The sequence below is a fragment of the Pseudarthrobacter sp. NPDC092424 genome (assembly GCF_044754925.1).
In the GTDB taxonomy this organism is placed as follows: Bacteria; Actinomycetota; Actinomycetes; order Actinomycetales; family Micrococcaceae; genus Arthrobacter.
Genome location: NZ_JBIVQC010000002.1, coordinates 307,030 through 330,491, shown reverse-complemented (window position 1 = coordinate 330,491; position 23,462 = coordinate 307,030). Strand labels below are relative to the sequence as shown.

Genomic DNA, 23,462 nt, shown 5'->3' with positions numbered 1-23,462 from the left:
CATGCCCGCAGTGAGCTTCGACGAGGTGACGGTGTCCGTCCCGGTGGAGCACTCCCCCGTCCCGAAGGTGCTGCTGGACGACATCACCCTGCGGCTCACCGACCAACGGATCGGAGTCATAGGCGCCAACGGTTCCGGCAAGTCCACCCTGCTGCGCCTGGTGAACGGCCTGGTCCAGCCCACGTCCGGCAGCGTAACGGTGGACGGCGCGGACACCGTCGGCGCCGTCCGCGCCGTCCGGCGCACGGTTGGCTTCGTCTTCACGGATCCGTTGTCCCAGCTGGTGATGCCCACAGGCCGGGAGGACGTGGAACTGTCCCTGCGCCGCTCGGTCCGGAACGGTGCAGAGCGGCGCAGGCAGGCAGAGGCCGCAATGGACCGGCTGGGCCTGCTTCACCTCGCGGACCAGAGCATTTACGAGCTCTCCGGCGGCGAACGCCAGCTGATGGCGCTCGCCGCCGTCCTCGCCGTCGAACCCGGTGTCCTCGTCCTCGATGAACCGTCCACCCTGTTGGACCTGCGCAACCGGGAACTGCTGCGCCTCACCCTGGCAGGCCTGGACCAGCAAATCATCATGTCCACCCATGACCTTGACCTCGCACTCGAGATGGACAGGGTCCTGGTGATCGAAGCGGGCCGCGTTCACTTTGACGGCCCGCCGGCCGCTGCCGTTGCGGCCTACAGGGAATTGTGCCTGCACACCACTGCCGGCCCCGGAACAGGTACCCGATGAGGGGCCACGGCTTCCTTCTGGCCAACTACGTTCCCGGCAACTCAGTGCTCCACCGGGCGCCGGCCGGACTGAAATTCGTGCTCGTGTTCACCACGGGGCTAGCATCGTTCATCGTGGTGGACTGGAGGGTTTCCGGTGCCGGCCTGGCAGCCCTGTGTGTTCTGTTCCTCAGCACGGGAGCCGGTCCCAAGCGGCTCTGGGCGGCGGTGGGTCCGCTGGTGCCCGTGCTGCTGGTCATCGGCGCTTTCCAGTGGTGGCAGCTGGGCGGCCCGGCGTCCGCACGCATTGTGCTGAACATCCTGATCTGCGTGGTGGCCGCATCGCTGTTGTCCGCCACCACGCCTGTCCAGCAGATCCTTGACGCGGTAGTAAAGGCAGCCGGACCGTTCAAGCGGTTTGGCGCCGATCCCGAACGCTTTGCCCTCACCATTGGCGTCATGCTGCGCAGCATCCCCTACATCGCCGGAACCTTCGCGGACGTCCGCGATTCGGCCCGGGCCAGGGGCCTGGAACGGAATCCGCGGGCACTGGTCCTGCCCGTTTTCATCACCTCGGTGGCGTTTGCCCGCCAGACCGGCGAAGCACTGGCCGCCCGCGGCCTGGGCGAGCCCGACGAGGGGGCCGAAGTCAGTCCCTGAGCTTCACGTACTGCATCAGCGCCGCCGTGCCCATCCCGCCCGCAATACTGATCATGGCCAACGCCAGCAGTCCCGGCCGGTCCGCCTCCCGGGCCTGGGCAAGAAGCCGGGTGACCAGGACGGCGCCGGACGCCCCATAGGCGTGGCCCAGGGCGAGGGCGCCGCCGTCGAGGTTGGCCGCTGCAGGATCGATTCCCAGCAGGTCCAGGCTGGCCAGCGCCTGTGCGGCAAACGCTTCATTGAACTCCACCAGGTCAAGCCGGCCGGGCTTTACTTCTGCCGCTGCCAGCACTTTGCGCGCCGCCGCGGCCGCGCCCACGCCCAGGAGCTGCGGTTCCACGCCCGACGTCGCTGTGCCCACGACCAGCAGGCCGTCTGAAGCGCCCAGTTCCCTGGCGCGCTGCAGGGAAGTAATAACGACGGCGGACGCGGCGTCAGCGTCGAAGCACGAGTTTCCGGCCGTGACGCTTCCTCCTTCCACAAAGGCGGCGGGGAACCTCGCCATTACGGCCGGGCTGAGACCGCGGCGGGGACCGTCATCGGCGGCCACTGTTCCCCCGGGACCGGCCAGGGGCACTGTCTCGGCTGCAAAACGGCCTGCAGCGGCCGCCGCAAGGGCCCGCTGGTGGCTCCGTAATGCGAACCCGTCCTGCCGCTCCCGGCCGACGCCGAATCGCTTGGCGACGTTTTCCGCCGCGACTCCCATATCCGGGTCGCCGAAGTCTGCCGGAACAAACCGGGCGCGCGCAAAAAACTCAGGAACGCCGTCGTCGTCCTGGTAGGCGCGAAGGGGCGCCGTGCTGGTGCTTTCCACTCCTCCGGCAAGATAGAGGGGGTTGCCGCCGGCGGCAACCAGGCCGCCGGCCAGCACGATGGCATCCAGTCCCGAGCCGCACTGACGGTCGACGGTGAGCCCCGGCACGCCTACCGGGAATCCGGCTTCCAGCAAGGCGTAGCGCGCCACGTTCCCGCCGCCGCCCACGGCGTTGCCGACCACCACGTCCGTCACGGCGGAGGCGTCGACACCCGCGTCCGTCACCAACTCCCGCAGGACCGGCGCGAGCAGCGCATGGGGCCGCAGGCCACGCAGAGCACCGTTCGTGCGGCACACGGGAGTGCGGCGGGCGGCGATGATGACCGGCTGCCGGCCGGGCGGGAGGAGATCAGGTGCCAAGGCTTCGGACCCGCGCATCCCGCGCGTCGATCCAATCGAGGAGCAGGCTGCGGCTGACCTTGCCGCGGTCCGTCACCGGCAGCTCCGCCAGGGCATAGAACTGCAGGGGCCGCTTGTCCCTTGCCAGGATGTCCGCAAGTCCGGCACGAAGCTGGGTGGCCGTGACGCCACCGTGGGACGGTACTACGCCGGCCACTACCCGCTGGCCGCGCAGATCGTCCGGCATGCCCGCTGCAACGGCAGCAGCCACGCCGGGAACGGCCCCCAGTGCCAACTCAACCTCGTGCGGGTAGACGTTCTTGCCTGAAGTAAGGATCATGTCCGAACGCCGGCCCAGGATGTGCAATTCGCCGGCGTCAAGGTATCCCTGGTCCCCTACGGTGAACCAGCCGTCGAATGAGCGAAGCGCCTCGCCGTCGTCGCCCCACAGATAGCCGTTGCTGACCATGGCGCTCCGGACACAGATATTGCCGGGCTGGCCGTCGGGAAGCGGGGACCCGCCGTCGTCCATGATTTGCACCGCCACGCCCGGGAAAGGCCGCCCGATCCCGGTGCCGCCCAGGGCCGGCGCCGCGCCGGCCGGGAGCCCCGCGCCGGAAACGAAGCTGAGTTCGGAGGCGCCGTAGTACTCGTAGATGGTGGCGTTCGGCGCCCAGCGGCGGGCCGCCTCCAGGGTGCGCGCATCCAACTTGGAACCCGCGCAAATGATGGTCCGCACTCCGGAGGCATCCACGCAACCGGTCAGCCCCCGTTCGCTGAGCATGCGGAGCATCGTGGGCACCAGCACCAGGCGGGTGACGCGGTCGTGGGTGATGGCCGAGTGCACGTTCCCGACGTCGAAAGTTTCGAGGGTCTGGAATTCGGATCCCGCGTAGAGGCACTCGGCCAGGGCATACAGGTTCAGGCTCGCAGCCAGCGGCCCAGGCGCCAGCGTGACGTCATCCTGGCGAAGGCCAAAGAACTCGATGGAGGCCTCAAACGACTCCTTCCAGGACCGTCTCGACCGGGTAAAGGCCTTCGGGACCGCCGTGGTGCCGGAGGTAAGGCCGATCAGGAACGGGGAGTCCCCCGGGCCGTCCTCCAGCGCATCATCGGTCGCGACGGCCACAGCCTGCGCAGCGGCGTGGACCCGGTGCACGATCTCCTCCTGCAGGAGGACGGGCCAGGCGGGATCGAGCACTGCGCACTGCCGGCCGCCTGCAACTGCGGCGGCGAATTTCACTGCGAAGCCGATCGAGTTGGGCTCGCACAGGGCCGCCACGGATTTGGTTTCCGCGACCAGGGAGGCCGCTTCATCCCGGAACTGCGCCCAGTCCAGGCGGCGGCCCGCGATCACGACGGCGGTGTCGTGGGGCCGTTCTGCGGCCCAGCGCTGAAGCTTGTTGAGAAAAGGCATCGGATCAACTTTACCGGCCGGGCCCCTTCCCCACGGAGGGCCAGCGGCTATTGTGACCTTATGAGTTTCAATGACAACGTGCAGCTGGATCCATCGCAGGTCCAGGACCGGCGCGGCATGGGCCGCGGTGTGAAGGTGGGCGGCGGCATCGGCGGCGGGCTCATCCTCCTTATCGCAGCCCTCCTCGGCGTCAATCCCCAGCTTTTGGAAGGGCTGGCCGGGGCCGGCCAGGCTCCCCCTGGGCAGGAGCAGGGAACAGCGCCGGCCTGCAGCACCGGCGCGGACGCCGACCAGCGGGTGGATTGCCGGATCACCGGCACCGTCAACAGCCTGAACGAGTTCTGGCCGGAATACCTTGCGCAATACAACGTGAAATACCCGCAGCCGGAGACCGTGATCTTCACCGGCGGGACCAACACCGGCTGCGGCTCCGCCACCAGCGCAGTGGGACCCTTCTACTGCCCGGCCGACACCACGGCCTACTTCGACCCTGATTTCTTCCAGGAACTCGTGAACCGCTTCGGTTCATCCGGCGGACCGCTGGCGCAGGAATACGTAGTGGCGCACGAATTCGGTCACCACGTGCAGAACGTCCTGGGCGACATCAACCGGGCGCAGCAGGATCCGCAGGGGCCGGAGTCCGGCGCCGTGCGCGTTGAGCTCCAGGCGGACTGCTACGCGGGACTTTGGGCCAAGCACGCCACCACAGTGCCGGATCCGTCCACGGGCCAGCCGTTCCTTGAGCCGCTCACGCAGCAGGATCTGAACGACGCCCTGTCCGCCGCCTCCGCCGTGGGCGACGACCGGATCCAGGAGTCCACCACGGGGCAGGTTAATCCCGAGGCCTGGACGCACGGTTCCAGTGAGCAGCGCCAGCGCTGGTTCAGCCGTGGCTATGAGTCCGGCGACATCAGGCAGTGCGACACGTTCGCGGCCCGCACGCTCTGAATATCCTTCTAACGGGAGCGGCCGGTCACCTTCGCAGTGAAGGTGACCGGCCGCCGTCGTACGTGCCTGATCAGATGTTGAAGCCGAGGGCCCGCATCTGGTCCTTGCCGTCATCGGTGATCCGCTCGGGACCCCACGGCGGCATCCAGACCCAGTTGAGGCGCCAGTCGTCCACGACGCCGTCCAGTGCCTTGCCCACCTGCTCCTCGAGCACATCGGTGAGCGGGCACGCTGCGGTGGTCAGCGTCATGTCGATCAGCAGCGCGCCGTCGTCGTCCGAGTACTTCAGGCCGTAAAGCAACCCAAGGTCCACGATGTTCACGCCCAGCTCGGGATCGATGACATCCTTGAGTGCCTCTTCGACATCCTCCAGGGCCGTCTGGCCCGGCGTGATTTCGGTCATGGCTGGTCCTTACTGGGCCGGAGCGGCAGCGGTCACGGAAGCAGCGCCGGCACCCTTGACGTAGCGGTCGTAGCCTTCTTCTTCCAGGCGGTCGGCCAGCTCGGGGCCGCCCTCCTCGACAACCTGGCCATCAACGAACACGTGCACGAAGTCCGGCTTGATGTAGCGCAGGATGCGGGTGTAGTGGGTAATGAGCAGCGTGCCCATGTTGCCTTCGGCGTGCGCCCGGTTGACGCCTTCGGAGACGACCTTCAGCGCGTCAACGTCCAGGCCCGAGTCGGTCTCGTCCAGGACGGCGAACTTGGGCTTGAACAGCTCGAGCTGCAGGATTTCCACGCGCTTCTTTTCACCGCCGGAGAAGCCTTCGTTGACGTTGCGCTGGGCGAAGTCGGCGTCGATGCGCAGCTTCTGCATGGCATCTTTGACATCCTTGGTCCAGGTGCGCAGCTTGGGGGCTTCGCCGTCGATGGCGGTCTTGGCCGTGCGCAGGAAGTTGGTCATGCTCACGCCGGGAACCTCAACGGGGTACTGCATGGCGAGGAAGACGCCGGCGCGGGCGCGCTCGTCCACGCTCATTTCCAGCACGTCTTCGCCGTCGAGCGTGATGGAACCGCTGGTGACGTTGTAGCGGGGGTGACCGGCGATGGTGGAAGCAAGGGTAGACTTGCCCGAACCGTTGGGGCCCATGATCGCGTGGGTTTCGCCCGTGCGGATGGTCAGGCTGACGCCCTTCAGGATTTCCTTGGTGCCCTGCTCCGTCTCAATGCTGACGTGCAGGTCCTTGATCTCAAGAGTAGACATGTGTCCGTGTTCTCCTCTGCACCGTGCCTCCCGGCGCGGTGCGGTCTTTTATCTGGAAGTAGTTTCGTAAATCTGGGTGCTAGCCGGTGACGGAGGCGCCATTGAGGACGTTGGTGACGTCCACGTACACCTCGTCGCCATGGATCTCAACGGCGAAGACCGGAACGGGGTCATAAGCAGGCAGCTGCAGCGGCTGGCCGCTGCGCAGGTCGAACTGGGAACCGTGGCCCCAGCACTCGATGGCGCAGCCTTCAACGTCGCCTTCGGAGAGCGAAATATCAGCATGCGAGCAGGTGTCCCCGATCGCATGGATTTCGCCCATGGAATCCTTGACCACGGCGACCGGGTAGTCGTCGATCAGGATCCGCAGCGCCTGCTTGGGCTTGATCTCATCCGCCTTGCAGACGAGCTCACCCTTTGGCTGGTTGCTCATGACCCCGTACCTCAGTTGTCCGTCAGCGCGAGTTCGCGCTCCACAGCGTCGGTGAGCCGCTCCTCGATGGAGGGAACCTTGATCTGCTGGATGATCTCGTTCAGGAAGCCGCGGACCACCAGGCGGCGGGCAACGTCCTCGGGGATGCCGCGTGCCATCAGGTAGAACAGGTGCTCGTCATCCATGCGGCCGGTGGCGCTGGCGTGGCCGGCACCCTCGATCAGGCCGGTCTCGATTTCGAGGTTGGGCACGGAGTCGGCGCGGGCACCGTCCGTCAGCAGCAGGTTGCGGTTGGCCTCGTAGGTATCGGTGCCTTCGGCTTCCTTGCGGATCAGGACATCGCCAACCCACACGGCGTGGGCGTTCCGGCCCTGAAGCGCGCCCTTGTACAGCACGTTGGACTTGCAGTTGGCCACGGCGTGGTCAACGAACAGGCGCTGCTCCAGGTGCTGGCCGGCGTCGGCGAAGTACAGGCCGAACATCTCGGCTTCGCCGCCGGGGGCAGTGAAGCGGGCAGACGGGGTAACACGGACCAGGTCGCCTCCGAGGCTCACCATGATGTGCTTGAACTTGGCGTCGCGCCCGATCTTCGCCTGCTGGGAGGAAGCGTGCACCGCATCGTCGTTCCATTCCTGGAGCGTGATGACAGTGAGGGTTGCGCCGTCCTCGACAACGATTTCCACGTTCTGCGAAAGCACGGCGGAACCGCGGTGGTTAAGGACGACGACGGACTTGGAGAATTTCTCCGCGACGATCACCAGGTGCTGTGCGGCGGCTTCGCCGGCGGAACCTTCGATGTCAACGCTCACTTCGGTGAGCGCCTCGAATTCCGACGGGACGGTGACAACGGTGGCCTGGCCGAAGTTCTCCCATGCGTTGGCCGACACGCGGTCCTCGGGGATCCCGGCCGTGCCGATGCGGCGGTCGTCGCGGCCCACGGTTTCAACACGTACCTGCTCCGGACCGCTGACCGTGACTGCGGGGGCGGTACCGGACAGGATTTCGCTGTGCAGGCCACGGAGGCGCTTGAGCGGGGTGAAGCGCCAGTCCTCCTCCATGCCGGTCAGCGGCTTGAAGTCTGCAAGCGTGTAGGAGGTGAGGCGGCCGGCGCGGGAACTGTCAGGGATGCCCACACCGCCGCCGTGGGAGTGGCTCTTGGCAGAGGCTCCGGCCAGGGGCGCCTTGGCATCCGCGGCGTTGATGGGCGAAAGGCTCTCGCCTTCCTCCGTGAAGCCGTTGATGAACGGCTGGGCTGAAGGCGCGCCGATGCGTGCCTTTTCAGTAGTGATTTCAGTCATCGTTATCCGACGGACCCTTCCATCTGCAGTTCAATGAGGCGGTTCAGCTCGAGTGCGTACTCCATGGGGAGCTCACGGGCGATGGGCTCGATGAAGCCGCGGACGATCATCGCCATGGCCTCGTCTTCGCGCATGCCGCGGGACATCAGGTAGAAGAGCTGCTCTTCGCTGACCCGGGAAACGGTTGCCTCGTGGCCCATCACGACGTCATCCTCGCGGATGTCGATGTACGGGTAGGTGTCCGAGCGGCTGATGGTGTCCACCAGCAGCGCATCGCAGCGCACGGTGTTGGCCGAGTGCTTGGCGCCTTCGCGGACCTGGACCAGGCCGCGGTAGGCTGCACGGCCGCCGCCGCGGGCCACGGACTTGGAAATGATGGAACTCTTCGTGTTCGGTGCGATGTGCACCATTTTGGAACCGGTGTCCTGGTGCTGGCCCTCGCCGGCGAACGCGATGGACAGGGTCTCGCCCTTGGCGTGCTCGCCCACCAGGTAGACGGCCGGGTACTTCATGGTGACCTTGGAGCCGATGTTGCCGTCGACCCATTCCATGGTGGCGCCCTCTTCGCAGACGGCGCGCTTGGTCACCAGGTTGTACACGTTGTTGGACCAGTTCTGGATCGTGGTGTAGCGGACGCGGGCGCCCTTCTTCACGATGATTTCCACCACGGCCGAGTGCAGCGAGTCCGACGTGTAGATCGGGGCGGTGCAGCCTTCGATGTAGTGCACGTAGGAGTCTTCGTCCGCGATGATCAGGGTCCGCTCGAACTGGCCCATGTTCTCGGTGTTGATGCGGAAGTAGGCCTGCAGCGGGATGTCCACGTGGACGCCCTTGGGAACGTAGACGAAAGATCCGCCGGACCACACCGCCGTGTTCAGCGAAGCGAACTTGTTGTCGCCCACGGGGATGACGGTGCCGAAGTACTCCTGGAAGATCTCCGGGTGTTCCTTCAGCGCGGTATCAGTGTCCAGGAAGATGACGCCCTGGGCCTCGAGGTCCTCGCGGATCTGGTGGTAGACCACCTCGGATTCGTACTGCGCGGCAACGCCGGAGACCAGGCGGCTGCGCTCGGCTTCCGGGATGCCCAGCTTCTCGTACGTGTTGCGGATGTCTTCGGGCAGGTCTTCCCAAGTGGCTGCCTGCTTTTCCGTGGAGCGTACGAAGTACTTGATGTTGTCGAAGTCGATCCCCGACAGGTCCGCACCCCAGGTGGGCATGGGCTTGCGGTCAAAGTACTTCAGGCCCTTGAGGCGCAGGTCCAGCATCCACTCCGGCTCGCTCTTCTTCGCCGAAATGTCGCGGACAACCTCTTCGTCAAGCCCACGGCGGGCATTGGCGCCGACATCATTCTTGTCGGCCCAGCCGTACTCGTAGGTGCCGATGCCGTGGAGCTCCGGATTCTTTTCCAGAATCTCGGAGATCACAGTGTTTTCGGCTGCCTTCTCTGATAGTTGGTCCGTCATCACGGCCTTTCTTACTGATGGTTGGATTCGTCGTCCAGGCGGGCGGGGACTGCTGAGGAGCCTGCAGGCTCCCGCACAGGCAGCCTGCCTGTAGGTATGTGGGTGGTGCAGACATGGCCGCCGCGGGCCAGCGTGGACAGGCGGCGTACGTCAACGCCCACCAGCCGGGAGAAAACTTCCGTCTCGACGTCGCAGAACACGGGGAACCGGGCGGCGAGCTGCTGGATGGGGCAGTGGCCCTGGCACAGCTGCACGCTGGAAAGGGCTGCGGGAAGGGGCGCCTTGGCCTCGATGGAGGCAGCAGAGGCCACGAAATTGTCGCGGCTGAGGGCTGCCGCCAGCGCCTTGGCCCGGTCTGCGATTTCCGGGCCTGCGGCCTCCACCTCAGGGGCGTAGCGCGCCTCCATTTCGGCGAAGCGTTCGACGGCGAATGCCCGTACCGCGTCCGGCCCACCGATCGACTGGAGTTCCTTTAGGGCCAGCGCGGCGATATCCAGGTAGTCATTGCCAAGGGTGGACTGGCCCTGGGAGCTGAGCACATACCGGCGGGCCGGGCGCCCGGCACCGCCGCCTGCACGGGCTACGCGCTTGACTTCGATGACGCCGGCGCGGAAAAGGTGGTCCAGGTGGCGGCGCACGGCAGCGGGGGTAAAGCCCAGAAGCTCGCCAAGCTCAGCGGCACTGACCGGGCCGTGTTCCAGGACGGCGGAGAGGACCCGGTCCCGGGTCCGCTCGTCGGCGTCGGCCGCCGACCCGGCCAAGGGCACGGCGGAAGCAGTAGTCATGGAATACACAACACAATCATGTCGTAATTTAGTCCGTGTCTCCAGTAAGGGGAGGCTGGCCTGACCTGCCCGGCGGCCTGTGCGCCCAATACTGCGAAGAATACTACGTCCCGTAGAATACTCGGGTGCGATCCCCCATCTCCCCCGTCCTGTCCATCCATGGGCTGATTAAGGACGTCGGCCCGCTGGCCGCGCTGGACGGCAAAATGCTGCGCGTGGTCAGTGGCGTCTCCCTCCACGCCGAGCCCGGCCAGGTGACGGCCCTGCTGGGGGCTAACGGAGCCGGCAAGACCACCACCCTCGAATGTGCCCAGGGCCTGCAGAGGCGCAGTGGCGGCATCATCTCGCTGCTGGGCCAGGATCCGGCCTCGGCAGGGGCGGCCCTGCGCGCCCGCGTCGGTGTGATGCTTCAGGATGGCGGGCTCCCGCCGTCGGCCCGTCCCCTTCCCCTGCTCCGGCACATTGCCGGCCTTTACGCCAGTCCATGGCCCGTGGACGAGCTCGCGGACCGGCTGGGCATCGGGGCGTTCGCCCGGACCACCGTGCGGCGCCTGTCCGGCGGGCAGCGGCAGCGCCTGGCACTGGCGGCCGCCCTGGTAGGCCGGCCGGAGGTGCTGTTCCTTGACGAACCCAGCGCCGGCCTGGACCCGCAGTCCCGCCAGCTGGTCTTCGACCTCATCGCTGAACTGCGCGACGGCGGCATGGGCATCGTCCTCACCACGCACCTGATGGATGACGCACAGCGCCTTGCGGACTACGTGTACATCATCGACGGCGGGCGGAACGTTGCCGAAGGAACCGTTCAGCAACTGCTCCAGCGCAGTCCCGAGGTGGAAGAAGGCGCCGAGCATGTACGGACGCTGGTGTTCGACGCAGCCCCTGGACTGGACCTGGCCGGCGTACTGCCGGCCGACGTCGAAATCTCCGAGCCGCGGGCCGGCAGCTACAGCGTGACCGGAGCCTTGGCGCCCCGCCACCTGGCCGCCCTGGCGGCCTGGTGGGAAGCCCACGACATCATGCCCGCCGCCATGAGCCTGCAGGCCCGCAGCCTGGAAGACGTCTTCCTTGACATCTCCGGAAAGGACATCCGATGACCGCCACCCCGGCCGCCGTTCCCGCCGCGCCGGCATCGCTGGGCCGCCGGATCCTGCTGCAGGGCCGCTACGAAGCCCTGGCCATGCTCCGCAACGGCGAACAGCTCATCCTGGCCCTCGTCCTGCCGCTGCTGGCACTCATAGGCCTGACTGTCACTCCATTCCTGGACGGTTTTGGCGCGAGCCGCATCGACGTCGCCGTGCCGGGAATCCTGGCCCTCTGCGCCATGTCCACGGCGTTCACCGGGCAAGGCATCGCCACCGGATTCGACCGGCGGTACGGCGTGCTGAGGTTCCTGTCCACCACTCCCCTGGGCCGCGGCGGGCTGCTGGCCGGCAAGGCGCTCTCCGTACTGGCAGTGCTCGTCCTGCAGACCGTGGCGGTGACCGCCGTGGCGTTCGCGCTCGGCTGGCGGCCGCTCGCGGCCGGCTGGCTTCCCGGCCTGGCACTGCTGGTCCTGGGAGCCGCCGCATTCACCGCGCTGGGCCTGCTGGTGGCGGGCACCGTCCGCCCCGAAGCCACCCTCGCCATCACCAATCTGCTGTGGATACTCCTTGCCGCGCTGGGCGGGATCATGATGCCGGCGGAGCGCCTGCCGGGGGCGGCTGCGGGCGTAGTCACGCTGCTGCCGTCCGGCGCCCTGGGCGAAGCCCTGCGCGAGGCTTTCCTCAGCGGCTCCCTTAATACCGGGGCCGCCCTCATACTGGTGCTCTGGACGGTTCTGGCCGGAGCGGCAGCCATCCGTTGGTTCAAGTGGAATTGAGATAACCGTGAGTACGGCTTCACGCCTCCCCCAGTTCGCCGGCCGCTTCGTGTCGCGGCTGCCCCGCACCGTTGACAAGCGGGTCCGCGGACTTGCCGTCGCTTCCCTCGTGGGCCAGACGATACTCGTCGTGACCGGAGGCGCCGTCCGGCTCACCTCCTCCGGCCTGGGCTGCCCTACCTGGCCCCGATGCACCGACACCTCCCTGGTCAACACACCGGAAATGGGGATCCACGGCTTCATCGAGTTCGGCAACCGCCTCCTGACGTTCGCCCTGGCGGCCGTTGCGGCCCTGATGCTCGTCTACCTGTGGAATCTCCGCAAGGAACGCCGCGACCTGTTCCTCCTGGCCCTCGGCCTGCTGGCCAGCATCCCGGCACAGGCCATCATCGGCGGGATCACGGTTCTTACCGGGCTGAACCCATGGGTGGTTGGACTGCACTTCCTGGTCTCCATGGCCCTGGTTGTCTTCGCCACGCTGCTGGTGAACCGCGCCTTCGGCCGGACCGGCAGGTTCCAGACGCTGGCGCTGCCCGCTCTGCCCGGAATGATGCGGCCGGTGACTGCCGCCGTCGCGATTCTTGCTTCCCTTGCCGTCGTGCTGGGCGTCGCCGTGACGGGCGCGGGGCCGCATGCCGGTGACGCTGAGGCGCCGCGCAATGGCCTCGACTGGGACCTGTTCTCCCACATCCACGCAGTACCGGCCTATTTGGTGACCGCGGGAACAGCCGTGGCGCTGGCCGTGGTCATGATGCGCCGCATCCGCGGGCCCTTCCGTGCCGCAGTCCTGGGACTCCTTGCCGTCACGGTGCTGCAGGCCGTCATCGGGTTCACGCAGTACTACAACGGCATCCCGGCTCTGCTCGTGGGGACCCACATGCTTGGCGCCGCACTGTTGATGGCCGCGGCCACCAACACCTGGGACCTGGCCCGCTGGAGCCCGGTCAAGTAGCCGCGGCTTTCGACGCGCACCTTGGTTTTCGACGCGCACCTTGGTTTTCGACGCGCCCGTGCGGTTTCGCGCCTCGTATATGGGATGCGCCAGCGGATGGGCGGGTCGAAAACACGTATGCGCGTCGAAATCGGAGGTGTCCGTGCCACATCCGGGAACGCAACACCCCCGGCCCCAAGACCAGGCCCGCGCGAGAGCTGACCAGACTCACCCCTCCCGCCGGCAACCCTCTCTCAGATCCTGCCGGTTTCCGGGCAACCCTCTCTCAGATCCTGCCCGTTTCCGGGCAACCCTCTCTCAGATCCTGCCGGTTTCCGGGCAACCCTCTCTCAGATAAGGTGCTGCGGCAAACGCTAACTGAGAGAGGATCCGTGGAAAGCCTGCATCAGGTGAGAGAGGGTCCGCCCAAGTAACGCATCAGGTGAGAGAGGGTCCGCCCAAGTAACGCATTAAGTGAGAGAGGGTCGACGCAGGGCCTGCATCAGGTGAGAGAGGGTCGACGCAGGGCCTGCATCAGGTGAGAGAGGGGCGACGCAGGGCCCGCATTAAGTGAGAGAGGGTCAGCCGGCCATCACAGCGGGGCCGACGAACGGATCCACGGCCAGCGCCAGGAACAGCAGTGTCAGATAGCTGATGGAGCCGTGGAAGACCTTCATTGCGCGCTTGTCCGGGATGTCCTCGCGCTGTGCGCGGTTGTACAGGGCATGGGATTCGTAGAGGAACCAGGCGCCTGCCAGCACGGCGGTGACGGTGTAGACCCAGCCGGCGCCCCCGGCGGGAACCATGAGCAGCGAGCACGCCACCATGGCCCAGGCGTAGAGCACTACTTGCACGGAGACCACCTTCGCGCCGGCAATGGCGCCAAGCATGGGCACCTTGGCGTTTCGATAGTCCTCGCCGTACCGCATGGACAGGGGCCAGTAGTGCGGCGGGGTCCACAGGAAAATGACCATGAACAGGATGATGGCGGGCCATTCCACCGAGTTGGTGACGGCCGCCCAGGCGATGAGCACCGGGAAGCAGCCGGCCGCGCCGCCCCAGACGATGTTCTGTGCGGTGCGGCGCTTGAGGATGATCGTGTAGATGACCACGTAGAAGAAGATCGCACCGAGGCCGAGCCATGCGGACAGCGGGTTTGCCCCGAACCACAGGATGATGATGGCAGCCGCTCCCAGCAGCCAGGAAAACACCAGCGCTTCGCGGGGTGTGACCTCGCCGGTCACCAGCGGGCGGTTCTCGGTGCGGTGCATCAGTTTATCGATGTCCCGGTCGATATAGCAGTTGAACGCTCCGGCACTGCCCGCGGCGAAGGCGCCGCCCACCAGGGTGGCCAGGATCAGGCCGATGGACGGAAAGCCCCGCTCCGCGTAGATCATGGTGGGCAGGGTGCTGACCAAGAGGAGTTCGATGACGCGCGGCTTGGTGAGGGCGAGATACGCCTTTGCCTTACGTGCAAACCCGGCACGTGGTGCCCGGGAAGCGTTTAGCGGCGTATCTGTTGTGCTCACGGTGGCAGTCACCCGTTCTGTGTGGCAGTTCTGTGCGGCATAGGGAAATGCCGTGGCGCCTGAGAAAGGCGCGCGTTCCGGCGGAGGCCTCCAAATATCATACCGCGCCGGCACCCTTCCGGCCGCCCGCCGATAGCCTCTGGTGATCGTGCGCGCAGCGTTTCGAGCAGATTAACTCAGCCGCACTTAAACCTCATTCACAAAAGGGGAAATTGCGTCCAGAACGTGAGATTTGCGCGGCCCACAAGGTGGAATAGAGCTAAGCTGTCACCAGATCAGCACGCAGCCGGGAACAGCTTTAAAGCGCGTCCCGGGCTGGCCGGTGGCTGAGTGATAGATCAACGTTTCGATGGTGAACGGCTGGTACACACCGCAGCAGGCGCCATGCAACGTGCCTTCACACGGACCCGGTGTGCCGCCTGCCATCAGCACAGAGAGGGGCCCGGTTTTCGTGCCACATTTGGAAGAGCAAGAACTGTCATGGACCACCTTGGACCAGCGCGCCGTGGACACCGTCCGCGTCCTCGCTGCCGATGCCGTAGAGAAGGTGGGCAACGGCCACCCCGGCACGGCAATGAGCCTCGCTCCGGCCGCGTACCTGCTCTTCCAGAAGCTGATGCGCCACGACCCCCGGAACCCCGAGTGGATCGGCCGTGACCGGTTCATCCTCTCCCCCGGCCACACGTCGCTGACGCTGTACATCCAGCTGTTCCTTTCCGGCTACGGACTGGAACTGAAGGACCTCGAGTCGCTGCGCACCTGGGGTTCGCTCACGCCCGGCCACCCCGAATACAAGCACACGGCGGGCGTGGAAATCACCACCGGCCCCCTGGGCCAGGGCCTGGCCTCCTCGGTGGGCTTCGCGTACTCCCAGCGCCGCCAGCGCGGCCTGTTCGACGCCGACGCCGCTCCCGGCACCAGCCCGTTCGACCACACCATCTGGGTCATAGCATCCGACGGCGACCTCCAGGAAGGCGTCACGGCTGAGGCTTCCTCGCTGGCCGGCCACCAGGAGCTGGGCAACCTTGTTGTCGTTTACGACGAGAACCACATCTCCATCGAGGACGACACCGACATCGCTTTCACCGAAGATGTCCTCAAGCGCTACGAAGCTTACGGCTGGCACGTCCAGCGCGTGGACTGGACCAAGACCGGCGAGTACGTCGAAGACGTACAGGAGCTGTACTCGGCCCTGCTGGCCGCGAAGGCGGAGACCAGCAAGCCGTCCATCGTTTCCCTGCGCACCATCATCGGCTACCCGGCGCCGAAGAAGCAGAACACCGGCAAGATCCACGGTTCCGCCCTTGGCGCCGAGGAAGTGGCCGCGCTGAAGGAGGTCCTGGGCTTCGACCCGGCGAAATCCTTCGAGGTGGACCAGGAAGTCCTGGCCCACGCCCGCTCCGTCGTGGAGCGCGGTGCCGCTGCCCGCAAGGAATGGGAAGAGTCCTTCAACGCATGGCAGGCGGCGAACCCCGAAGGCGCCGAACTCCTGCAGCGGATCGAAGCCAAGGAGTTGCCCGCCGGCATCGACGGGGCCCTGCCTGTGTTCCCCGCCGGCAAGGACGTCTCCACCCGCGCCGCGTCAGGCAAAGTGCTGAACGCACTCGGCCCGGTCATGCCGGAACTGTGGGGCGGCTCAGCCGACCTCGCCGAGTCCAACAACACCACGATCGAAGGTTCGCCGTCGTTCGTCCCCGCCTCCAAGCAGACCGATGCCTGGTCCGGTAACCCGTACGGCCGCGTCCTGCACTTCGGCATCCGCGAGCACGCAGCCGCCTCGATCGTGAACGGCATCAGCCTCCACGGCCGGACCCGCGCGTTCTCCGGCACGTTCCTGATCTTCTCCGACTACCAGCGCCCGGCCATCCGCCTCGGCGCCCTGATGGGCGTCCCGTCCCTCTACGTGTGGACCCACGACTCGATCGGCCTCGGCGAAGATGGCCCCACCCACCAACCCGTAGAGCAGCTCGCCTCGCTGCGCGCCATCGTCGGCCTGGACGTGGTCCGCCCCGGCGACGCCAACGAGGTGGCCGCCGCATGGAAGACCATGCTGGAGAACCACAGCAACCCGGCCGGCATCGTGCTCACCCGGCAGAACATCCCCACCTGGGAACGCGGAACGGGCGACGCCGACGGCGACACCTTCGCTTCCACCGCAGGTGTGGCGAAGGGCGGCTACGTCCTGGCCGAGGCGTCGAAGGACGGCGCCACCGTGCCGGCCGATGCCATCCTGATCGCCACCGGTTCCGAGGTGCAGCTGGCTGTCCGGGCCCGCGAAACGCTGCAGGCCGAAGGCATCGCCACCCGCGTGGTCTCCATGCCCTGCGTCGAGTGGTTCAACAAGCAGGACGCCGCCTACCGCGAATCCGTCCTCCCGGCCGCCGTCAAGGCGCGCGTGTCCGTCGAGGCCGGTCTGGCCCTGGGCTGGAGGGAATTCGTCGGCGACGCCGGCCGCTCCATCAGCCTGGAACACTACGGCGCCTCCGCCGACTACAAGCGGCTCTTCCAGGAGTTCGGCATCACGGCCGAGGCCGTGGCCGCCGCCGCCAAGGACTCCCTCGCAGGCCTCCAGGCCTAACCCGATCTCCAGGAGACAAGAACATGACTACTCCCACCCAGCAGCTGTCCGACGCCGGCGTTTCCATCTGGCTCGATGACCTCTCCCGCGGCCGCCTCGAAACGGGCACGCTCCGCAAGCTCATCGAGGAGAAGAACGTGGTCGGCGTGACCACCAACCCGTCCATCTTCCACGCCGCCATCACGGCCGGCACGGACTACGACGCCACCATCGCGGCGCAGGCCGCAGCAGGCGCTTCCATCGAAGAGACCATCTTCGAAATCACCACCACGGACGTGGCCGATGCCTGCGACCTGTTCGCCCCGGTAGCCGCAGCCACGAACGGCGTGGACGGCCGCGTCTCCATCGAGGTGGACCCCCGCCTCGCCTGGGACACCGCCGGAACCATCGCCGAGGCCAAACACCTCTACAAGAAGGTCAACAAGGACAACGTCCTGATCAAGATCCCCGCCACCCTAGAGGGCCTGGAAGCCATCACGGCCACCCTCGCCGAAGGCATCAGCGTCAACGTGACGCTGATCTTCTCCCTCGAGCGGTACCGCGCCGTCATCAACGCCTTCCAGTCCGGCCTGGAGCAGGCCCGGGGAAACGGCCACGACCTGTCGAAGATCCACTCCGTGGCGTCCTTCTTCGTATCCCGCGTGGACACCGAGATCGACAAGCGCCTCGACGCCATCGGCACCGAGGAAGCCAAGGCACTCAAGGGCAAGGCCGGCGTCGCGAACGCCCGCCTGGCCTACCAGGTCTACGAGGAGCTCTTCGCCACGGAGCGCTGGGCACTGCTCGCCGAAGCGGGCGCACGCCCCCAGCGGCCGCTGTGGGCTTCTACCGGCGTCAAGGACCCGGCCTACCCCGACACCCTCTACGTGACCGGACTGGTTGCCGCCGGCGTGGTCAACACCATGCCTGAGAAGACCCTGGACGCGACTTTCGACCACGGCGTCGTCACGGGCGACACCATCACCGGCACCTACGCGGAAGCAAACGCCACCCTCGATGCCCTCGAGAAACTCGGCGTCTCCTACAACGACGTCGTCGCCATCCTGGAATCCGAAGGCCTGGATAAGTTCGTGGCCAGCTGGAAGGAACTCCTGGCCGACGTCGAAGGCGCCCTCGCCGCTGCACGGAAGGCCTCCTAGCCCCTATGAGCACTCTCAGCTACGACGCCACCGGCGCCGCCCAGAGGGCCGTTGAACAGCACCTTCCCGCTTTGGTGGCGGACCGTGTAGCCACACGGATCTTCGCCAAGGACCACACCCTGTGGGGGCCCGACGCCGAAGCGGAGTCCGCGATCCGGCTCGGCTGGGTGGATGCGGCCACCGTCTCGCAGCCGTTGGTGCCGCAGATCCTGGAACTCCGCGACGACCTGCGGGCGGAGGGAATCACGCGCATCGTCCTCTGCGGCATGGGCGGCTCCTCGCTCGCCCCGGAAGTGATCGCCGGCACGGCGGGCGTTGAGCTGACTGTGCTGGACAGCACGGACCCGGACCAGGTCCGTGCTGCCCTGGCGGACCGGCTGGAACAGACCGCCGTCGTGGTCTCGTCCAAGTCCGGTTCAACCCTGGAAACCGACTCGCAGCGCAGGATCTTCGAGCACGCGTTCAACGAAGCCGGGATCGATGCCAGGAGCCGCATCATCATCGTGACGGATCCCGGTTCCCCGCTGGACAAGGCATCGCGTGAAGCGGGCTACCGTGCCGTGTTCAACGCGGACCCGAACGTCGGCGGGCGCTACTCCGCCCTCACTGCCTTTGGACTGGTTCCATCCGGCCTGGCCGGCGTGGACATCCAAGCGTTCCTGGACGAGGCCGAGGAGGCCGCGGAAATCCTCAACGAGGACGCCCCGGAAAACATCGGCCTCGCCCTGGGTGCGGTCCTCGGCGGCACCAGCCCGCTGCGGGACAAGATCGTTATTGCCGAAGACGGTTCCGGCATCGTGGGCTTCGCCGACTGGGCGGAACAGCTCATCGCGGAATCCACCGGCAAGCTGGGGACCGGAGTCCTCCCGGTGGTTGCCGGTCCCGCCTCCCCCGAGGTGGGCGCAGGCGCCCCCGACGTCCTGGTGGTGCGGCTGGTAGCCGCGGACGCCGACGTCGAACCCGGCGAAAACCAGGTGGCAATCGCCGGCGGGCTGCCAACGCAGATGATGGTGTGGGAGTTCGCCACCGCCGTGGCGGGCCGGCTGCTGGGGATCAACCCCTTCGACCAGCCCGACGTCGAGGCGGCCAAGGTTGCCGCGCGCGGCCTGTTGGACGCGCAGCCTGAGCCCACCCCGGCCGCGTTCGTGGACGGCGCCATCGAGGTGCGCGGCGGCGACTGGCTGGGTGACGCCGCCACCGCCGAAGGGGCGGTCACCGCCCTCCTGGGCACGCTGGACAACGAGAGCTACCTCAGCGTCCAGGCCTACTTCGACCGGCTGGCCTTCGCTCCACTTGAGGGCATCCGCGACGGCCTGGCCGCCGTGACGGGGCGCCCCGTGACGTTCGGCTGGGGCCCGAGGTTCCTGCATTCCACCGGGCAGTTCCACAAGGGCGGGCCGGCCGTGGGTGTGTTCCTCCAGGTGACGGCCCAGGCCGCTGAGGACCTCGCAATTCCGGACCGGCCGTTCACCTTCGGTGAACTGATCGCAGCCCAGGCGGCCGGTGACGCCCAGGTCCTGGAGCAGCACGGCAGGCCCGTCCTGCGCCTGCACCTCACGGACCGCGCCGCAGGTGTGGCACAGTTGCAGGACATCATCCTTGCCCTCACCGCACGGGCATCCGCTACCGAAAGCTAAGGCACCGAAGGAACCATGCCAGAAACTGAATACGGCAGAACAACCGGGGCGCGTCCCGGGAAACCGCTGCGGAATCCGCTCCGGGATCCGCGGGACCGCCGTTTGAACCGGATTGCCGGTCCGTCCTCGCTGGTGCTCTTCGGCGTCACCGGTGACCTTGCCCGCAAGAAGCTCATGCCCGCGGTGTATGACCTGGCCAACCGTGGCCTGTTGCCGCCCAGCTTCGCGCTGGTGGGCTTCGGCCGGCGGGACTGGAGCGACGAGGACTTCGCGGGCCAGGTGAGGACTTCCGTGGAGGCCTACGCGCGGACCCCGTTTGACGAGGCGGTCTGGAACCAGCTGTCTGAGGGCATCCGCTTTGTGCAGGGCGAGTTCGACGACGATGATGCCTTTGAGCGGTTGGGGAACGTCATCGATGAACTGGATTCGGTGCGCGGTACCCGCGGGAACCATGCCTTCTACCTGTCCATCCCGCCGAAGGCGTTCGAGCAGGTCTGCCGCCAGCTGTCCAAGCACGGCCTGGCGCAGGCCGACGGCGACAAGTGGCGCCGTGTGGTCATCGAGAAGCCGTTCGGGCACGACCTTGAGTCGGCCCGGCAGCTGAATGACATCGTCGAATCCGTGTTTCCGCCGGATGCGGTGTTCCGGATCGACCACTACCTGGGCAAGGAAACGGTCCAGAACATCCTGGCCCTGCGCTTTGCGAACCAGCTGTTCGAGCCGCTGTGGAATGCCAACTACGTGGACCACGTCCAGATCACCATGGCCGAGGACATCGGCACCGGCGGCCGGGCGGGCTATTACGACGGCGTGGGCGCGGCCCGCGACGTCATCCAGAACCACCTGCTGCAGCTGCTCGCCCTGACCGCGATGGAGGAGCCTATTTCCTTTAACGCCGATGACCTGCGCGCCGAAAAAGAAAAGGTTCTGGCCGCCGTCAAGCTTCCGGATGACCTTTCCGCGCATTCGGCCCGCGGCCAGTTCACCGGCGGCTGGCAGGGCGGCGAGCAGGTCCAGGGCTATCTGGAGGAGGACGGCATCCCGGCAGATTCCACCACCGAGACTTTCGCCGCGATCCGGGTGGACATCCATACCCGCCGCTGGGCGGGTGTGCCGTTCTACCTTCGCGCCGGTAAGCGCCTGGGCCGCCGCGTCACCGAGATCGCCGTAGTGTTCAAGCGCGCCCCCAACCTGCTCTTCCGCGACCACAGCGAGGACGACTTCGGCCAGAACGCGGTGGTGATCCGCGTCCAGCCCGACGAGGGCGTGACCATCCGTTTCGGGTCCAAGGTGCCCGGCACGCAGATGGAAGTCCGCGACGTGACCATGGACTTCGGCTACGGCCACTCCTTCACCGAGTCCAGCCCCGAAGCGTATGAGCGGCTCATCCTGGACGTGCTGCTGGGCGAACCGCCGCTGTTCCCGCGGCATGAGGAAGTGGAACTGTCCTGGAAGATCCTCGACCCGTTCGAGGAGTACTGGGCGGAGCTGAACGAACAGCCCGAGCCGTATGCGCCCGGCAGCTGGGGACCGCCATCGGCTGACGAACTGCTGGCACGCGACGGACGAACCTGGAGAAGGCCATGATTGTAGACCTGCCGGACACCACCACCTCAAAGGTTTCCAAGAAGATCATGGCCCTGCGCGAGCAGGGCGGCGTGATCGCCCTGGGCCGGGTCCTGACCCTGGTGGTGGTCACCAAGTCAGGCCAGGAGGAAGACGCCATCGAGGCCGCCAACGAGGCCAGCCGGGAGCACCCCTGCCGCATCATCGTCCTCGCCGATGCCGGCAAGGAGCACGCGGACCGCCTCGACGCGCAGATCCGTGTCGGCGGCGACGCCGGAGCCTCCGAGGTCATCGTCCTCCGCGGCTATGGCGAACTCGCCCACGAGAGCGAGTCCCTGGTAGCGGCACTGCTCCTGCCCGACGCACCGATCGTGGCCTGGTGGCCGCACGGCGCACCGGAAAACGCGTGCGAGACCTCCATCGGCCGGATCGCCCACCGCCGCATCACCGATTCGGCCAACGAGGCGGATCCGTACGCGGCGCTGGAAAACATCCGGAGCACCTATAAGGCCGGGGACACGGACCTCGCCTGGACGCGCCTGACCAACTGGCGGATCCAGCTGGCCGCCGTCCTGGACCAGGCGGATCCCTCCCCCGTGACCGCCGTGGCGGTCGAAGGCGCCTCGGATTCGCCGAGCACCATCCTGCTGGCCGCGTGGCTCACCCTGACCCTGGAGGCACCCGTCACCATCGTGGCGGATCCGGCGGGGACGGGCATCCGCCGGGTGCGGCTCACCCGTCCCGGCGGCGACGTCCAGCTCTTCCGCCCGGGCCTGTCCGTGGCGGAGCTGACCCAGCCAGGCCAGCCCGCACAGCGGATCTCGCTGCCGCGCCGGAGCCTCCGCGACTGCCTTGCGGAGGAACTCCGCCGGCTCGACCCGGACGAAGTGTTCGGCGAAGTGATTACTATTGGACTGCCACGTACCAATCTAAGGAGCGTCCGACCCAGTGAGCGTTGAGCCACGAGTAAGCATCCACCCTGATTCGTCCGTACTGATGGCGGCCATCGCGGCCCGCCTGATCACCAAGCTTGTCGACGTGCAGGACAAACACGGTGAAGCCACCGTGGTCCTGACCGGGGGCACTGTCGGCATCGGCACGCTGAAGGCTGTTGCCGATTCCCCGGCCGCTCCTGCCGTGGACTGGGCCAAGGTCAACTTCTGGTGGGGCGACGAGCGGTTCGTCGCGGCCGACGACGCCGACCGCAACACCAGGCAGGCCTTTGACGCCCTGCTGTCCCACATTCCGGTGGACCCGGACCGCGTGCATCAGCCGGGATCGTCGGACGACTTTGCCACCCCCGAGGAAGCTGCCGAGGACTACGCCCGGCAACTTCGGGACGCAGCCGCCGCCGAGCACGCTGCGGACATGTCGGACGACAGGCCTGAGAACCCTGGGAGCCTGCCAAGGCTGGACGTTGTCCTGCTGGGCGTGGGTCCGGACGCGCACGTCGCCTCGCTCTTCCCGGAGCAGGCAGGCATCCGCGAAAAGGAACTCACGGTAGTGGGGGTTCGCAACTCCCCCAAGCCGCCGCCGCTTCGCGTATCGCTGACGCTGCCCACCATCAACACCGCTGCCGAAGTATGGATGGTGGTGGCCGGCGAAGACAAGGCCGGCGCCGTGGGGCTCGCCCTTGCCGGGGCCAATCCCGTCCAGGTGCCGGCAGCAGGGCCACGCGGCACGTCCCGGACGCTGTGGCTTATCGACGAGAATGCTGCCTCACGTGTCCCGCAGCAGCTCGTCCGGAAGGACGCCGCGGGCGCGTAGCCTCTCCAGCGCTCCGGCCAGGACAGCTTCGGCGTCCTCGCCGGAGCGCCGTTCCTTAACGTATTCCAGGTGGGTCTTGTAGCCTTCTTCGGATGTAGCGTGAGCGTCCGGCGGCAGCCCGTCTCTGGTGGCCGGCCCCCCGCACCGGCGGCATTCCCACTCCGCCGGGATCTGGTCCTCCGGAAGTTCGCAGAATACCGGCTGGGTGAGATGTCCGCTGGCGCACGTGTAGGTTACACGCATCCTCGGGACGGACTTGCCGGGGTCCCCGTTCTCCAGGCTCGACCCTGTGCCTTCGGTAACGCCGGCCCTGGTACCACGGAAACCGGAAGACGGATGCAGCATCGGGTTCTCCTGCCTCGTTAAACAAAACTGTGGCTGTCGG

At 67.0% G+C, this 23,462-nt stretch carries 22 protein-coding genes; 12 read left to right on the top strand and 10 right to left on the bottom strand.

Going from position 1 to position 23,462, the window contains the following annotated elements:
• Position 1: 1 nt before the first annotated feature.
• Entirely contained in the window at positions 2 to 733 is a 732-nt protein-coding gene (locus tag ACIQCN_RS04510; protein WP_400609612.1) for an energy-coupling factor ABC transporter ATP-binding protein, read from the top strand.
• Positions 730 to 1,371, top strand: a complete 642-nt coding sequence (locus ACIQCN_RS04505; RefSeq protein ID WP_400609610.1) for an energy-coupling factor transporter transmembrane component T family protein — start codon at positions 730 to 732, stop codon at positions 1,369 to 1,371. The genes ACIQCN_RS04510 and ACIQCN_RS04505 overlap by 4 nt, the downstream gene beginning before the upstream one ends.
• On the opposite strand, the gene ACIQCN_RS04500 is transcribed toward ACIQCN_RS04505, so the two are convergent.
• The gene (locus ACIQCN_RS04500; RefSeq protein WP_400609609.1) at positions 1,361 to 2,545 is read right to left on the bottom strand and encodes a thiolase family protein; all 1,185 of its coding nucleotides are present in this window, start codon (positions 2,543 to 2,545) and stop codon (positions 1,361 to 1,363) included. The genes ACIQCN_RS04505 and ACIQCN_RS04500 overlap by 11 nt on opposite strands.
• Entirely contained in the window at positions 2,535 to 3,941 is a 1,407-nt protein-coding gene (locus tag ACIQCN_RS04495; protein ID WP_400609607.1) for a class I adenylate-forming enzyme family protein, read from the bottom strand. Before ACIQCN_RS04495 ends, ACIQCN_RS04500 begins: the two co-directional genes overlap by 11 nt.
• 60 nt (positions 3,942 to 4,001) lie before the next feature.
• Here ACIQCN_RS04495 and ACIQCN_RS04490 point away from each other — a divergent pair, with 60 nt between their 5' ends.
• Positions 4,002 to 4,889, top strand: a complete 888-nt coding sequence (locus ACIQCN_RS04490; protein ID WP_400603878.1) for a neutral zinc metallopeptidase — start codon at positions 4,002 to 4,004, stop codon at positions 4,887 to 4,889.
• Between the two features lie 70 nt (positions 4,890 to 4,959).
• Here the strand turns inward: ACIQCN_RS04490 and ACIQCN_RS04485 are convergent, their stop codons facing one another.
• From ACIQCN_RS04485 to ACIQCN_RS04460, 6 genes are all read right to left on the bottom strand, one after another.
• The gene (locus ACIQCN_RS04485) at positions 4,960 to 5,292 is read right to left on the bottom strand and encodes a metal-sulfur cluster assembly factor (protein ID WP_377215824.1); all 333 of its coding nucleotides are present in this window, start codon (positions 5,290 to 5,292) and stop codon (positions 4,960 to 4,962) included.
• 9 nt (positions 5,293 to 5,301) lie between these two features.
• On the bottom strand, positions 5,302 to 6,093 hold the full coding sequence (sufC, locus tag ACIQCN_RS04480; protein ID WP_400603879.1) for a Fe-S cluster assembly ATPase SufC: 792 nt from the start codon (positions 6,091 to 6,093) through the stop codon (positions 5,302 to 5,304).
• Between the two features lie 79 nt (positions 6,094 to 6,172).
• A complete protein-coding gene (locus tag ACIQCN_RS04475; protein ID WP_400603881.1) occupies positions 6,173 to 6,526 on the bottom strand; it encodes a non-heme iron oxygenase ferredoxin subunit in 354 nt (117 codons plus the stop codon).
• 11 nt (positions 6,527 to 6,537) lie between these two features.
• Complete coding sequence (gene sufD, locus ACIQCN_RS04470; RefSeq protein WP_400609605.1) at positions 6,538 to 7,824, bottom strand: Fe-S cluster assembly protein SufD; 1,287 nt, start codon at positions 7,822 to 7,824, stop codon at positions 6,538 to 6,540.
• Positions 7,825 to 7,826: 2 nt separating this feature from the next.
• Positions 7,827 to 9,287 (bottom strand): Fe-S cluster assembly protein SufB, encoded by a 1,461-nt coding sequence (gene sufB / locus ACIQCN_RS04465; RefSeq protein WP_400603886.1) that lies wholly within the window; start codon positions 9,285 to 9,287, stop codon positions 7,827 to 7,829.
• A gap of 11 nt (positions 9,288 to 9,298) precedes the next feature.
• Positions 9,299 to 10,072 carry a helix-turn-helix transcriptional regulator gene (locus ACIQCN_RS04460; protein ID WP_400609603.1) on the bottom strand — a complete coding sequence of 258 codons (774 nt, stop codon included), beginning with the start codon at positions 10,070 to 10,072 and terminating at the stop codon, positions 9,299 to 9,301.
• A 125-nt stretch (positions 10,073 to 10,197) separates the two neighbouring features.
• Here ACIQCN_RS04460 and ACIQCN_RS04455 point away from each other — a divergent pair, with 125 nt between their 5' ends.
• The 3 genes from ACIQCN_RS04455 to ACIQCN_RS04445 are packed head-to-tail and all read left to right on the top strand — an operon-like array spanning position 10,198 to position 12,882.
• Positions 10,198 to 11,166, top strand: coding sequence for an ABC transporter ATP-binding protein (locus tag ACIQCN_RS04455; protein WP_400609602.1), 969 nt, complete (start codon positions 10,198 to 10,200; stop codon positions 11,164 to 11,166).
• Positions 11,163 to 11,930: an ABC transporter permease gene (locus tag ACIQCN_RS04450; RefSeq protein WP_400609600.1), complete on the top strand. Its 768-nt coding sequence runs from the start codon at positions 11,163 to 11,165 to the stop codon at positions 11,928 to 11,930. Before ACIQCN_RS04455 ends, ACIQCN_RS04450 begins: the two co-directional genes overlap by 4 nt.
• Positions 11,931 to 11,937: 7 nt before the next feature.
• Positions 11,938 to 12,882, top strand: coding sequence for a heme A synthase (locus tag ACIQCN_RS04445; protein WP_400609598.1), 945 nt, complete (start codon positions 11,938 to 11,940; stop codon positions 12,880 to 12,882).
• Positions 12,883 to 13,442: 560 nt separating this feature from the next.
• On the opposite strand, the gene ACIQCN_RS04440 is transcribed toward ACIQCN_RS04445, so the two are convergent.
• Complete coding sequence (locus tag ACIQCN_RS04440; protein WP_400603897.1) at positions 13,443 to 14,402, bottom strand: heme o synthase; 960 nt, start codon at positions 14,400 to 14,402, stop codon at positions 13,443 to 13,445.
• Between the two features lie 448 nt (positions 14,403 to 14,850).
• Here ACIQCN_RS04440 and tkt point away from each other — a divergent pair, with 448 nt between their 5' ends.
• From tkt to pgl, 6 genes are read left to right on the top strand one after another with little or no spacing between them, the layout of a single operon-like run.
• Entirely contained in the window at positions 14,851 to 16,968 is a 2,118-nt protein-coding gene (tkt, locus tag ACIQCN_RS04435; protein ID WP_400609842.1) for a transketolase, read from the top strand.
• Between the two features lie 23 nt (positions 16,969 to 16,991).
• On the top strand, positions 16,992 to 18,107 hold the full coding sequence (gene tal / locus ACIQCN_RS04430; protein WP_400609596.1) for a transaldolase: 1,116 nt from the start codon (positions 16,992 to 16,994) through the stop codon (positions 18,105 to 18,107).
• Between the two features lie 5 nt (positions 18,108 to 18,112).
• The gene (locus tag ACIQCN_RS04425; RefSeq protein ID WP_400609594.1) at positions 18,113 to 19,744 is read left to right on the top strand and encodes a glucose-6-phosphate isomerase; all 1,632 of its coding nucleotides are present in this window, start codon (positions 18,113 to 18,115) and stop codon (positions 19,742 to 19,744) included.
• A gap of 15 nt (positions 19,745 to 19,759) precedes the next feature.
• On the top strand, positions 19,760 to 21,331 hold the full coding sequence (gene zwf, locus ACIQCN_RS04420) for a glucose-6-phosphate dehydrogenase (RefSeq protein ID WP_400603903.1): 1,572 nt from the start codon (positions 19,760 to 19,762) through the stop codon (positions 21,329 to 21,331).
• A complete protein-coding gene (locus ACIQCN_RS04415) occupies positions 21,328 to 22,269 on the top strand; it encodes a glucose-6-phosphate dehydrogenase assembly protein OpcA (RefSeq protein WP_400603906.1) in 942 nt (313 codons plus the stop codon). The genes zwf and ACIQCN_RS04415 overlap by 4 nt, the downstream gene beginning before the upstream one ends.
• The gene (pgl, locus tag ACIQCN_RS04410; protein ID WP_400603908.1) at positions 22,259 to 23,077 is read left to right on the top strand and encodes a 6-phosphogluconolactonase; all 819 of its coding nucleotides are present in this window, start codon (positions 22,259 to 22,261) and stop codon (positions 23,075 to 23,077) included. The genes ACIQCN_RS04415 and pgl overlap by 11 nt, the downstream gene beginning before the upstream one ends.
• On the opposite strand, the gene ACIQCN_RS04405 is transcribed toward pgl, so the two are convergent.
• Positions 23,030 to 23,422, bottom strand: a complete 393-nt coding sequence (locus ACIQCN_RS04405) for an RNA polymerase-binding protein RbpA (protein WP_400603910.1) — start codon at positions 23,420 to 23,422, stop codon at positions 23,030 to 23,032. The genes pgl and ACIQCN_RS04405 overlap by 48 nt on opposite strands.
• Positions 23,423 to 23,462: the final 40 nt, after the last annotated feature.

What these genes read in the sequence shown, in the direction of transcription:
- ACIQCN_RS04510 (WP_400609612.1), top strand. Translation starts at nt 2, where the DNA reads ATGCCCGCAGTGAGCTTCGACGAGGTGACGGTGTCCGTCCCGGTGGAG.
- ACIQCN_RS04505 (WP_400609610.1), top strand. Translation starts at nt 730, where the DNA reads ATGAGGGGCCACGGCTTCCTTCTGGCCAACTACGTTCCCGGCAACTCA.
- ACIQCN_RS04495 (WP_400609607.1), bottom strand. Translation starts at nt 3,941, where the DNA reads ATGCCTTTTCTCAACAAGCTTCAGCGCTGGGCCGCAGAACGGCCCCAC.
- ACIQCN_RS04490 (WP_400603878.1), top strand. Translation starts at nt 4,002, where the DNA reads ATGAGTTTCAATGACAACGTGCAGCTGGATCCATCGCAGGTCCAGGAC.
- ACIQCN_RS04485 (WP_377215824.1), bottom strand. Translation starts at nt 5,292, where the DNA reads ATGACCGAAATCACGCCGGGCCAGACGGCCCTGGAGGATGTCGAAGAG.
- sufC (WP_400603879.1), bottom strand. Translation starts at nt 6,093, where the DNA reads ATGTCTACTCTTGAGATCAAGGACCTGCACGTCAGCATTGAGACGGAG.
- ACIQCN_RS04475 (WP_400603881.1), bottom strand. Translation starts at nt 6,526, where the DNA reads ATGAGCAACCAGCCAAAGGGTGAGCTCGTCTGCAAGGCGGATGAGATC.
- sufD (WP_400609605.1), bottom strand. Translation starts at nt 7,824, where the DNA reads ATGACTGAAATCACTACTGAAAAGGCACGCATCGGCGCGCCTTCAGCC.
- sufB (WP_400603886.1), bottom strand. Translation starts at nt 9,287, where the DNA reads ATGACGGACCAACTATCAGAGAAGGCAGCCGAAAACACTGTGATCTCC.
- ACIQCN_RS04460 (WP_400609603.1), bottom strand. Translation starts at nt 10,072, where the DNA reads ATGACTACTGCTTCCGCCGTGCCCTTGGCCGGGTCGGCGGCCGACGCC.
- ACIQCN_RS04450 (WP_400609600.1), top strand. Translation starts at nt 11,163, where the DNA reads ATGACCGCCACCCCGGCCGCCGTTCCCGCCGCGCCGGCATCGCTGGGC.
- tal (WP_400609596.1), top strand. Translation starts at nt 16,992, where the DNA reads ATGACTACTCCCACCCAGCAGCTGTCCGACGCCGGCGTTTCCATCTGG.
- ACIQCN_RS04425 (WP_400609594.1), top strand. Translation starts at nt 18,113, where the DNA reads ATGAGCACTCTCAGCTACGACGCCACCGGCGCCGCCCAGAGGGCCGTT.
- zwf (WP_400603903.1), top strand. Translation starts at nt 19,760, where the DNA reads ATGCCAGAAACTGAATACGGCAGAACAACCGGGGCGCGTCCCGGGAAA.
- ACIQCN_RS04415 (WP_400603906.1), top strand. Translation starts at nt 21,328, where the DNA reads ATGATTGTAGACCTGCCGGACACCACCACCTCAAAGGTTTCCAAGAAG.
- ACIQCN_RS04405 (WP_400603910.1), bottom strand. Translation starts at nt 23,422, where the DNA reads ATGCTGCATCCGTCTTCCGGTTTCCGTGGTACCAGGGCCGGCGTTACC.